Origin of the sequence: Nocardioides sp. (genome assembly GCF_051876515.1) — a bacterium.
Taxonomy (GTDB): domain Bacteria; phylum Actinomycetota; class Actinomycetes; order Propionibacteriales; family Nocardioidaceae; genus Nocardioides.
The window spans coordinates 23,088-34,346 of the sequence record NZ_JBJEHY010000134.1; the positions used below are offsets into that span (position 1 = coordinate 23,088).

General features: G+C 70.0%; 9 protein-coding genes. 5 read left to right on the plus strand and 4 right to left on the minus strand.

All coding sequences use genetic code 11. The features are described 5' to 3' along the window. Positions 1–2 precede the first annotated feature (2 nt). Positions 3–659 (minus strand): aa3-type cytochrome oxidase subunit III, encoded by a 657-nt coding sequence (ctaE, locus tag ACI379_RS09900; RefSeq protein WP_439791910.1) that lies wholly within the window; start codon positions 657–659, stop codon positions 3–5. Between the two features lie 349 nt (positions 660–1,008). Between ctaE and ACI379_RS09905 the strand changes: the two genes are divergently transcribed. Both ACI379_RS09905 and trpD read left to right on the plus strand, forming a co-directional pair. Next, positions 1,009–1,434: an Rv3143 family two-component system response regulator gene (locus tag ACI379_RS09905; RefSeq protein ID WP_439791911.1), complete on the plus strand. Its 426-nt coding sequence runs from the start codon at positions 1,009–1,011 to the stop codon at positions 1,432–1,434. Positions 1,435–1,554: 120 nt separating this feature from the next. Further along, positions 1,555–2,583: an anthranilate phosphoribosyltransferase gene (gene trpD, locus ACI379_RS09910; RefSeq protein WP_439791912.1), complete on the plus strand. Its 1,029-nt coding sequence runs from the start codon at positions 1,555–1,557 to the stop codon at positions 2,581–2,583. A 23-nt stretch (positions 2,584–2,606) separates the two neighbouring features. Here the strand turns inward: trpD and ACI379_RS09915 are convergent, their stop codons facing one another. After that, positions 2,607–3,239 (minus strand): hypothetical protein, encoded by a 633-nt coding sequence (locus tag ACI379_RS09915; protein WP_439791913.1) that lies wholly within the window; start codon positions 3,237–3,239, stop codon positions 2,607–2,609. A 93-nt stretch (positions 3,240–3,332) separates the two neighbouring features. Beyond that, complete coding sequence (locus tag ACI379_RS09920; RefSeq protein WP_439791914.1) at positions 3,333–7,994, minus strand: Ig-like domain repeat protein; 4,662 nt, start codon at positions 7,992–7,994, stop codon at positions 3,333–3,335. Positions 7,995–8,136: 142 nt separating this feature from the next. Here ACI379_RS09920 and ACI379_RS09925 point away from each other — a divergent pair, with 142 nt between their 5' ends. Continuing rightward, positions 8,137–8,415 carry an Lrp/AsnC family transcriptional regulator gene (locus tag ACI379_RS09925; protein WP_439791915.1) on the plus strand — a complete coding sequence of 93 codons (279 nt, stop codon included), beginning with the start codon at positions 8,137–8,139 and terminating at the stop codon, positions 8,413–8,415. Positions 8,416–8,445: 30 nt separating this feature from the next. Here ACI379_RS09925 and ACI379_RS09930 read toward each other — a convergent pair whose 3' ends face one another. Beyond that, complete coding sequence (locus tag ACI379_RS09930; RefSeq protein ID WP_439791916.1) at positions 8,446–10,200, minus strand: DEDD exonuclease domain-containing protein; 1,755 nt, start codon at positions 10,198–10,200, stop codon at positions 8,446–8,448. A gap of 229 nt (positions 10,201–10,429) precedes the next feature. Here ACI379_RS09930 and ACI379_RS09935 point away from each other — a divergent pair, with 229 nt between their 5' ends. Both ACI379_RS09935 and ACI379_RS09940 read left to right on the plus strand, forming a co-directional pair. Continuing rightward, positions 10,430–10,717 carry a hypothetical protein gene (locus tag ACI379_RS09935; RefSeq protein WP_439791917.1) on the plus strand — a complete coding sequence of 96 codons (288 nt, stop codon included), beginning with the start codon at positions 10,430–10,432 and terminating at the stop codon, positions 10,715–10,717. Positions 10,718–10,747: 30 nt separating this feature from the next. Further along, positions 10,748–11,259, plus strand: a 512-nt coding sequence (locus ACI379_RS09940; RefSeq protein WP_439791918.1) for a hypothetical protein, incomplete at its 3' end; no start/stop codon positions are given.

Sequence of the window (11,259 nt, forward strand, 5' to 3'; positions counted from 1 at the left end):
GGTCACTTGATGATGTAGATCGCGGCGAACAGCCCGATCCAAACGACGTCGACGAAGTGCCAGTAGTAGGACGTGACGATGGCGTGCACGGCCTGCTCGTGGGTGAAGCGCTTGGCCACGTACGTGCGCCCGAGGACGAACAGGAAGGCGATGAGACCGCCGGTCACGTGGATGCCGTGGAAGCCGGTGGTGAGGTAGAACATCGAGCCGTACGCGGAGCTGGAGATCGTCAGGCCCTCGTGCATCACGAGCTCGGCGTACTCGAACGCCTGGCCGCCGATGAAGATGGCGCCCATCACGTACGTGAGGATGAACCACTCACGCAGGCCCCAACCCTTGAGGTTGAAGATCGAGCCCGTACGTCCGACGCGGCCGTGCTCGGCCGCGAAGACGCCCATCTGGCAGGTCACCGAGGACAGCACCAGGATCACGGTGTTGGCCGTCGAGAAGGGGATGGACAGCTTGTCCGTCTCCTGTGCCCAGAGTTCCGGGCTGACAGACCGGATCGTGAAGTAGGCCGCGAACAGGGCCGCGAAGAACATCAACTCGCTCGCGAGCCAGATGATGGTTCCAACGCTGACCATGTTGGGCCGGTCATGGTGCCCGTTGAGTCGGGATGCCGGAATCGCCGTTGCAGTTGCAGTCGCCACGAAGAGCATTATGGCCCGTCTTGTTCCCGAGGGCACCCCGACCCCCTGGGTTTGGGTGTCGTGGTGTCGCGCACGTCGGGGCGCGGGGCCCTCCCGGGGGCTCCCCGCGCGCTGGTCGGCAGGCTTGTTGCACCAGTCTCCACCCGTGCGCCAAGCGTGCACGGGCGGGGGTGCAGCTGCCGTGCCCGGTGGTCGAGCCCCGGGCGTGCCGGTGTGGACCGGAGGTGCTGCCGCCGTCGTCGGAGGGTGCTGCGACGTCCGGTGGGTGGGACCACCGTGGGGCCGCGGCGCTCGGTGCAACCTCCCACTTGCCGGGGGCGCCCCACGGGTGCGGTCGGCGCGGAGTAGCATCGCGCGTGTGAGCCAGTCTTCGAACTCCGCCAAGAAGTCGGTCAAGGTGCTCGTCTACAGCGACGACGTCAACACCCGTCAGCAGGTCGTTCTCGCTCTGGGCCGTCGGCCCCACCCCGACCTGGGAGAGTTCGAGTACGTCGAGGTCGCCACCCTGCCGGTGGTCCTGCAGAACATGGACGCCGGAGGCATCGACCTCGCGATCCTCGACGGCGAGGCCGTTCCCGCCGGCGGGATGGGGATCGCCAAGCAGCTCAAGGACGAGATCTTTGAGTGCCCGCCGATCCTGGTGCTGACCGGTCGCCCGCAGGACGCCTGGCTCGCCACGTGGTCGCGCGCCGAGGCGGCCGTGCCGCACCCGATCGACCCGATCCAGCTGGCCGAGGCTGTGATCGGCCTGGTGCGAGAGAACGTCCCCGCCACCACGGCCTGAGCCGTACGCCGCTCCGTCCAGCCCCTGACCGTCGGTCCGGGCGGTACTGCGCGACGCCGGACGGATGGTCCCGTGGACGCTGTCGGGGCTCCCGGCGCTGCGTCTGGAAGGATTCTCCGCATGACGCACACCTGGCCTGAGGTCCTGTCTGCACTGGTCCAGCGTGAGGACCTGACGACCGACCAGGCGCGCTGGGCCATGGACGAGGTGTTCTCCGGCGAGGCCACCCCGGCGCAGGTCGCCGGGTTCGTCGTGGCCCTGCGTGCCAAGGGGGAGACCGTGGCCGAGGTGTCGGGCATCGCCGACGCCATGCTGTCGGCGGGTCGCGGGATCTCGGTCGAGGGACGTCTCCTCGACGTCGTGGGGACCGGTGGTGACCGGTCCATGTCCGTCAACATCTCGACGATGTCGGCGATCGTCGCGGCCGGTGCCGGGGCGAAGGTCGTCAAGCACGGCAACAGGTCGGCGTCCTCGAAGTCGGGTTCCGCCGACGTGCTGGAGGCCCTCGGGGTCTCCCTCGACCTGACTCCCGAGAGGGTGGCGCAGGTGGCTGAGGAGGCAGGGATCACGTTCTGCTTCGCGGCGACCTTCCACCCCGCCATGCGGCACGCGGCCGTGCCCCGTCGAGAGCTGGGCATCGCGACGACCTTCAACATCCTCGGCCCGCTGACCAACCCGGCGCGTCCCCAGGCCCAGGCCATCGGGTGCGCCGACCCGTCGATGGCCCCGGTGATGGCTGGCGTCTACGCGGTGCGCGGCGTCGACGCCTGGGTCGTCCGTGGCGACGACGGCCTGGACGAGCTGACCACGACCACCACCTCGCGCGTGTGGCGCGTCCACGGGGGCCAGGTCGTCGAGAGCGTCGTGGACCCGGCGGCGCTCGGACTCGCACCGGCCACTGCCGCCGACCTGCGTGGCGGCGACGCCAGCCACAACGCGGAGGTCGTACGTCGGCTCCTCGCCGGGGAGACCGGCCCGGTGCGCGACGCGGTCCTCCTCAACGCCGGCGCGGCGCTCGCGGTGCACCGTACGCCCGAGCTGTCCGTGGACGAGGCGCTGCCCGCGGCGATCGAGGCGGCACGTGAGGCCATCGACAGCGGTCAGGCGCAGGCGACGCTCGAGCGGTGGATCGGGGCCACGCGGGGCTGAGTCGCGGGTGGGCGACTCGCGGGCTAGGAAGCCAGGTCCAGGGCCCAGGCCTCGCCGTCGCGCGTGAAACCGATCTTCGGGTAGTACGCGTCGCGCATCCCGGCGGGCGTGACGACCCTGCGGAAGCCGCGCTCGCTGAGCATCTCGCTGCGCCGCCACACGAACTCACCGGGGGAGAAGTCCCGGAAGCGGGGGGTGACGTAGTCGAGGAGGACGTGCGCGACGTCGCCCTCGGCCCGCAGCAGGACGACACCGATCGTCTCGTCGCCCTTGAGGACCAGGTAGGCCGACTGGTTCTCGGCGAAGGGGTCGTGGACGAACGACGGGTTGAAGGTGCGGATGTCGGCCTCGTGCACGCGCACGACGTGGCGCAGGTACTCGTCGTCGGGACGGACCCCCAGGACCTCGAACGCGTTCGCGTCGTGCCTGTCCCTGACCAGCGACACGATGAACCACAGGTTGATCACCGTGAGCACCACGTTGACCCCGACCATCGGCCACACGCCGACGAGGGAGTTGTACGCCACCAGGAGGACGCACCCCACCAGGTTGATCACCCGGAATCGCAGCACCCGCGTCTGCATGAGGGAGTAGATGAGGACGGCGCTGCCGCCCCACCCGAGGACGTCGAGCCAGTTGTCGGTGAGCCACTCCACGCGGCGAGCCTACTGGTTCACGAGGGTGGGGGAGCCGGAACGGCACTCGGCCCGCCCGGGGGTGCCGGACGGGCCGAGTGGACCAGGAAGTGCTCAGACGACCTTGAGCCTGACCACCTTGCTCTTGGAACCTGCGACGTTGGTGTTGCCGAGGTACTGGACCTTGAGCTTGTGGATGCCCTTCTTGAGCTTGGGCAGCTTGACGGTCATCGTGCCGCGCGAGGTGGCCTTGAGCGTGACCGTCTTGATGACCTTGGTGCCGTCGAAGATCTTGACCGTGCCGGTGGGCGCGGAGACACCCGTCGCGCTCACCTTGAAGGTGATCTTGCCCGCCTTGGGCTTCACCGTCTTGAGAGGCAGGGTCGCCGTGGTCGTGGACTTGACCTTCGGGACCGCCACCGCCGCAGACGTGGCCACGCCGTCGGAGTACCCGGTCAGCTTGGCCGTGACCTCGACACTCACCTGGGTCCCGGCATCGGCCGCGGTCAGGCGGTAGGTCGAGCGGGTCTGGTTGTCCACGGTCACCCCGTTGCGCATCCACCGGTAGGTGAAGGAACGCGGGGTGGGCGTCCACTCCCCGGTGTCGACGGTGAGCAGCTGGTTCACGGCGAGCGTCCCGGTGATGCTCGGGGCCACGGTGTTCTGCGGCGCGTTGCCCGCCGCGATCGTGACGGACTCGCTCACGGCAGTGGCCGTCTGGAACCCGGTCAGGGTGCCGGTGGCGCGGACCGAGATCGCCTTGCCGATGTCGGCCGCCGTGGGCGTGTAGGACGGTCCGGACGCACCAGAGATGCTCGTGGTGCCGCGCAGCCACTGGTAGGTGGTGCTCACGCCCGGCTGGCTCCACACCGGTGCCACCGCCTGGAGGGTGGCACCGACGTACAGGCCGTCAGGAGCCTCCACCACGGGTGCTGCGTCGGCCACCAGGTGCTCGACGAGGACGGGCGACGTCTCGAACGTGAACGGGAGCTCGCCGGTGGAGCTGGCCGTGACCCGCACGCTCACCTGGGCGAACGCGTCCGCAGCGACCAAGCGGTATGAGGAGCCGGTGGCTCCCGTGATGACGGCTCCGTCCCGCAGCCACTGGCGAGTCAGGGTCACGCTGGTACGGCTCCACTGACCCGAGCTGACGGAGAGGTACTGGCCCACGACGGGGGTGCCCGAGATCACCGGGTCGACCGTCGGGAAGAGGCCGGAACCGGCGCTGGGCGTGAGGGCCGGGCTCAGCGTCGTGCCATCGGTGTAGCCGGCCCGCTTGCCGGTCACCCGGACGGTGATGGGCTTGCCGTAGTCGAGCTGCGTCAGGGTGTAGGTGCTGCTGGTCGCCCCGCTGATGACCGAGCCCGCGCGCAGCCACTGGTAGGTGTTCGCGACGTAGGGCTGGTTCCAGGTCGGGTCCTTCACCTCGATCGTGTTGCCCACGGCGGAACCCTCGGGAGAGCGGATCTCCGGGGCCTCGACCGCGGTGAGCGCGGCGTCGACGGTGTAGGTGTCCGACACCTCAGTGAGCGTTCCACCGGCGCTGTCCAGTGCGGTGATGCGCCAGTTGTACGTCCCGGAGGCGGGCGCTGACGGCACGGCGTAGCTCGTGGCCACCGTCGTGGCGGTCAGCGTCGCGCCCGATCCCGTCACGGGGGTGACCGTGACCCGGAACGACGTGGCCTGCGGAACCTCGGCGGCGTCCCAGGTCAGGACCGGACCCGTCGAGGTCGTGACCGCGCTGCCGGTCGGAGCAATCGCGACCAGCTTGCCGACGGAGACCTTGAAGCGCGCCTCGGGCGCGCTCGACGACGACCAGGGACCGACCTCGCCGCTCGCGTTGCGGGCGCGTACGCGCCAGGTGTAGGTCTTCTCGTTGGCCGAGGGGGCCAGCGGGTTGGTGTGCACGTACGCGGTCGTCTTGATGCCCGACTTGGCGAACACCCGGTTCGACAGGGAGTAGGCGCCGGAGTCGTCGTAGTAGACCTCGAGGTCGTACGAGCCGTTGAACGGCACGGCGTCCCACGAGAAGACCGGAGCGGTCGACGCGGTCACCGGAGAGGCGGCGTTGGGAGCACCAAGGGAGTTCTGCTCCACCGGCGCGCTCGTCGCGGAGAACGACTGGGTCGCACTCCAGGGCAGGCCGTGGTTCTGGTAGTCGACCGCCTGCACGCGCCAGTAGAGGGTCCGGTCCTGCGGGTACATGCGGCTGAGCGAGGTGAACGTCGCCTGATCCACGAGCACGTTGGTGAGCGGGCCGGAGAAGGTGTCGTTGTCCGCGACCTGCACGCGGTACTGCTTGGCCGACTGGGTCGGGTTCTCGCCCGTCTGGGCCCAGGTGTTGGCCGGCGACTTGTTGGTGGCCAGGTAGTCGTCCCAGGAGAACGTCACCTCGCCGTCGCCCGCGGCCGTGGTGACCGGGTTGGAGATGGCGGGGGACCGCTTCACGAAGCTGTGCTGGGACGCGTTGGCCACCGACACCGGCGACGGACCACAAGTGGTCTCGTCCTTGCAGGCACGGATGTACCAGTGGAGCGCCTCACCGGCGTCAGTGTCCGGGTAGGTCGCCTTCGCGTGGCTCAGGGTGGGGTAGAAGATCGAGCTCGTGGTCGCCGGGATCGTGGTCGCGGACTCGAAGAGGTTGGTGAACGACGCGTCGGCCGACACGTAGACCATGTAGAAGGCCGCGCGCGGGTCCGGGTCCCACGAGATCACCGGGCTGGAGGACGGCTCGCAACGTCCCGTGGATCCGGTGCACGGGTTGCCGGGGCCGTCGAGGTCTCCCGCGTCCGTGGCCATGCCGTCGAGGGCCACGCTGTGCCCCACCACGGTCGCGATGGGCTGGATCGTGAACTGGGAGAGCGGGCCAGCCGTGAGGGGGGTGCCGTCGGCGTTGTACGGCGTGACCCGCCACACGTAGTCGCCGGGCGTCAGCAGCAGGCTGGAGGTGTCGGTCATCGTGGGGTACGGGACCGGTCGACCGATCAGGGAGTCCGTCATCGAGGCGAACCAGATCATGGCTGCGCCAGGTTCGGGCTTCTTGCCGACGTCGACGACGTAGTAGCTGGCAGTCGGGTGCGGCTGCCAGCGGAAGGCCGGCGCCTCCTGGAGGCCCGGGGTGTCGGCCAGCGGGAAGACCGGGTCGAGGGCCTGCCCCTCGGTGAGGGTGGGTGCACCGCTGATCGTGAAGGTCTTGGTGAAGATCGGTGACGTCTGGTTGTCCTGGGTGATGGCACGCAGCGACCAGGAGAACGGACCGTCGGCGGGGGACAGCGGGGTGCTCCCACCCGGGGTGTAGGTGGTGGACTGGGTTGAGGCCGAGTCGACGAGGTCTCCGGTCCGGTTCCGGATCTGGATCCGGTACTCCGTGGCGCCCTGGACGGGGGACCAGCTCAGGGTCGGCACCCCGTCGGTGATGGGCTCGTCCGCGTTCGGGGACATGTCGGTGACCGCGTTGGGGTCGAACCTGAAGGCGTGGGTCTCGGAGAAGATGCCCTCGATGCCGCTGGCGTCCGCGGGCCGGTCGATGGCGCGGACGCGCCAGTACATCGTCTGGCCCGACGCGACCCGGCACTTCTCGTGGATGCGGTTGAGGTTGTGCTGACCAGTCTGGCTGTTGACCGCGAACATGCCCGGCGTGTACGTGGTGCCGGCGACCCGGCAGGCGTTGAACGTGCCGGGGGAGAAGTTGGCGTCGTTGCCTAGCTGGACCTCGTACTCCGAGGCGTGCGGGACGGGCTTCCACTGGAAGAAGACCGGTCCAGGGACGTCCTCCACGCCCGCCGCGATCGGGTAGACGGGCTCGGGGCGCTGGGGCCAGGTGCGGTTGAAGCTCGAGCGCGCGGCGGACCAGCTCATGGGCTGGTCATCCATGTCGCGACCCCTGACGCGCCAGTGGTACTGGGCGTTGGGGATGGTGATCCCGGGGCTGTAGCGCGAGCTGAGGATCCTCACCTCGTCCTTGACGATCGATCCCGCGGTGAAGTCGGAGTTCACCGAGATCTGCACGTCGTAGGACCGGGCACCCGCGAGGGGTTCCCAGTCCAGGACGACGTCCTGAAGCTCGTACGACGCGTTGTCCGGCGGGAAGGTCAGCGTGGGTAGGGGAAGCTCGGTGACCGTGAACGACCCGGTTCCACTCCACTGGGACTCCACGCCTCCAGCCTTCACCGAGCGGACGCGCCACCACCACTCGCCGTAGGCGGGCGGGCTGGTGAGGGCGTACGACGTGGTTGCCGTGGTGAAGGCGGTGGCGTCCACGAAGCTGGAGCTGCGCGAGAGCTCGACGCGGTACTGCGCGGTGCCGGGGACCGGCTCCCAGGACAGGTGCGGCGCCCGCGGAACCTGGAACGTGACGCCGGGGCCGGGGTTGCTCAGGACCGGCCCGGCCACGGCCGCCCCGGTGTCGATCGAGCTGTACGACCAGTCGGACCACGTCGACCCGACGCCCGCGCGCACGCGCCAGTGCACCTGGCCGAGCGGCAGCTGCACCGTGGGTACGTAGGTGTTGTTCTTGGTCGTCACGCCGGGGGTCGAGGTGGTGTTCAACACGATCGGCGACGAGAAGTCGGACGTGTCGTCCATCTGGACCTGGTAGTCCGACGCTCCCATCACGTGGTCCCAGGAGAGGGACGGCGCTCGTTGGCCCGGGTTCGAGGACAGCCCGGACGGCGCTCCGGGCGCGGCCTGAGCCGGCACGACCGCTCCCAAGGTGGACGCCACCACGGCAAGCGTGGCAACGGTGGAGGCGCCCCAGCGCCAGTGCATGCGTGACATCCCGAAACTCCTCTGTCCACACGGGTGACCCGGCCACGCTAGGGAGGGGCTCGGGCGGGCGCCGCGAAATGGGGGGAGATGGCCCGAATGGACTAGTTCGGGACGCCGATCGGACGAGGTGGTGCTTCGGTACGGTGTCCCCATGATCACCGCCGTTGTCTTCGTCAAGGCCGATGTCGCCCGCATTCCCGAGGTGGCCGAGACCATCGCCGCCCTCGACGGGGTCAGCGAGGTCTACTCGGTGACGGGCAAGATCGACCTCATCGCGCTCGTACGGGTGCGTCACCACGAGGACGTCGCCTCGGTCGTCGCCGACCGCCTCAACAAGGTGGAGGGCGTGCTCGAGACCGAGACCCACATCGCGTTCCGGACGTACTCGCAGCACGACCTCGAGTCGGCGTTCTCCCTCGGACTCGACTGACAGCTGCCTGGACAGCCGGTCAGGGAAACCTCACGCCGGCTGCCCGACCCGCACCTGGCGGTGCACCGGGGTCGCGATCCCACGCTCGTCGAAGGGCACCGTGCTGTCCGTGGCGGCGCGCTGCTCGACCAGTGCCAGGTGGGCGCCCGCGCCGCCGACCGGGCAGGTCCACTCGCCGTCCATCTCGACCAGACGTACCCCCGGTGACTCCAGCCAGCGCAGGATCCTCTCGCTCTCCTCGGCGCTGGCAGCGGGGGCGGGGCCAGGACCGGAGGCGACCGTCTCGGCAGACGCCCGCAGGGAGCGGACGAAGTCGTGGGCGTTGGCTCCCGGAGGGATCGTGCCGGCGGCAGCGAGCCTTCCGTACCGGACCACGTGGACGTTCCAACGGACCACGGTGCCACCCGCCCCGGTCACCTCCTCGCGACGAGCGGCCACGATCTCCGGGCACCGGCTCAACGAGCCGAGCCGCTGGAACCGGCTCGCGCTCCGGACGTAGGTCGACATCCGGTCGCGGTGGAGGGCGGCCTCCTCGAACCGCTCGAGCTCTGCCAGCGACTCCATCCGGCGGGTGGCGGCCGCTATGACGTCGTCGGGCGCTGCATGGATGGCGCTGCGGACCTGTGTGACCAGCGCGTCGTAAGTGGCCGGGTCGACAGATCCGTCGCAGGGCGAGAGGCACCGACCCATCTGGCCCAGGGCGCAGGGTGTGAGCGTCGGGTTCTTGGCCATGCGCCCGCCGCACTGGCGCAGGGGGAAGGACTCGTGCAGCGCGGCGACACAGGTCTCCGCGGTGCGTCGTGACGAGAAGGGGCCGAGGTAGTCGGCGCCGTCGCCGGCCACCGTGCGCACGATCGACAGCCTGGGCCACGCCTCGCGGGTGACCTTGACGTAGTGGGTCTTCTCCGGGAACCGGGAGCGACGGTTGTAACGGGGCTTGTGGGCAGCGATGAGGCGCAGCTCGCGCACCTGCGCCTCCAGGGGGGTCGCACAGATGACGCTGCTGACCCGATCCGCCAGAGCGACCATCTCGCCGATGCGGGTGCGTGTCTCCGAGGACGTGAAGTACGAGCGGACCCTGGTGCGCAGGTCCTTGGACGTGCCGACGTACAGGACGGTGTCTCGGTCGTCGTGGAACAGGTAGACGCCCGGGGCGTGCGGCACGGCGTCGGCGAGGTGCCGCTTCTTGCGCTGGTTGTCCGAGACCTGCTTGGAGAAGGACTGCAGCTCCTCGAGCGTGTGGACGCCGAGGTTGCCGATCCTCGCCATCAGGCCGTGCAGGACGTCCACGGTCGCGCGCGCGTCCGTCAGGGCCCGGTGGTCCGGCTCGGTGGGGGAGCGGAACAGGCGGGCGAGGGAGGAGAGCTTGCAGTTGGGCGTCTCGTCGCGGGTCACCACACGCCGCGCGAGCCTGACCGTGTCCACGACCTCGAACGCTGGCCAGTCCCGGCCCTGGTCGGCGGAGAAGTGCTTCAGGAACCCGACGTCGAACGGCGCGTTGTGCGCCACCAGGACGCTGCCGGCCGCGAACTCGAGGAATGCGGGCAGCGCGGACTCGATCGGCGGGGCATCAGCCACCATCGCGTCCGAGATGCCGGTCAGCACCGCGATGAAGGGCGGGATCGAGGACCGGGGGTTGACCAAGGTCTGGAACTCGCCGAGGACCTCGCCACCGCGTACCTTCACGGCACCGATCTCGGTGATCATCGAGCCCTGGGCCGCCGACCCTCCGGTCGTCTCCAGGTCGACGACGCAGAACGTCACGTCGCGCAGGGGACGTCCCATGGACTCCAGCGTGCGCTGCTCCTCCCACCTGGCCGCACTGCCTGACCAGCCGGGGCCGGGAGACGAGGGGCGGGGGAGCGGTGCGTGAGAGGTCGGGTGGGGCATGGGTTCGACGCTATGTGTCACGTCCGACATTCCTGGCGACTCCGGCCGCGAGTCGCGGGCACTAGGCTGTCCCGAGGGAGGAGGGACACCCCTCCCGACCCCCGCACCGAGGAGGAAACCGCACGTGAGCCAGCCGATCGACGCCGCCCTGACCCTGCCCGACGAGCAGAGCAGGTGGCGCTGCGCAGGCTGCGGGAACCTCACACGCTTCGACGTGACCCGGACGCGCCGCACGACCGAGTTCTGGCACTTCGACCTCGCCGGCGAGCACCGGGTCGAGGAGGAGACGGTCCTGTCCGAGACGGTCGAGACCGTGCAGTGCCGTTGGTGCGGCCGCGACGACGCGATCGAGACGATCGACCGCAACGACGTCGTCGAGCCCGGTCCGGGCGCACCCACGGCTGGGGCCTGAGGCTGGTCGGCGTGGACCGCGGAGCCCGTCGTGGCAGACCCCACCTCGGCTGAGCCGAACCTTCCGGCACGCGTCCAGGCGCGCGTCGTCGCGCTGACGGCGGAGGTGCTTCCGCAGGTCGTCCCGCTCCCGGGGGCGCTGCGACGGGTCGCGGCCTTCGCCCCGGCCCGCCGGGCTCGGTCCGGAGGCGCCGCGTTGTGGTCCGCGCTCCAGGAGGCTGAGTTCCGTGAGCGCGTCGGTGTCCAGGTGGCGGCGATGCCAGTCCCGACCGACCCCGGGGACGCGGCGGCGGTCGCCTGGCTCACCCGGGGAGAGGGCTGGCGCGAGCAGTTCGACGCGTCGCTCGATCTGGAGGCCGCCCAACGCGACGAGACGCCGGCGCTGGCGGCGGAGCTCGAACGGGTGCGTGCCCAGACGGTGGCACTGCAGGCCGAGCTCCGCGACGAACGGTCCGCGCGGCGTGAGCACGAGCGGGAGCTGCGTGCGGAGATCGCGGAGCTGCGTCGCAAGGTGGGGCAGGCCCGTGCCGGCGAGCGGGAGGC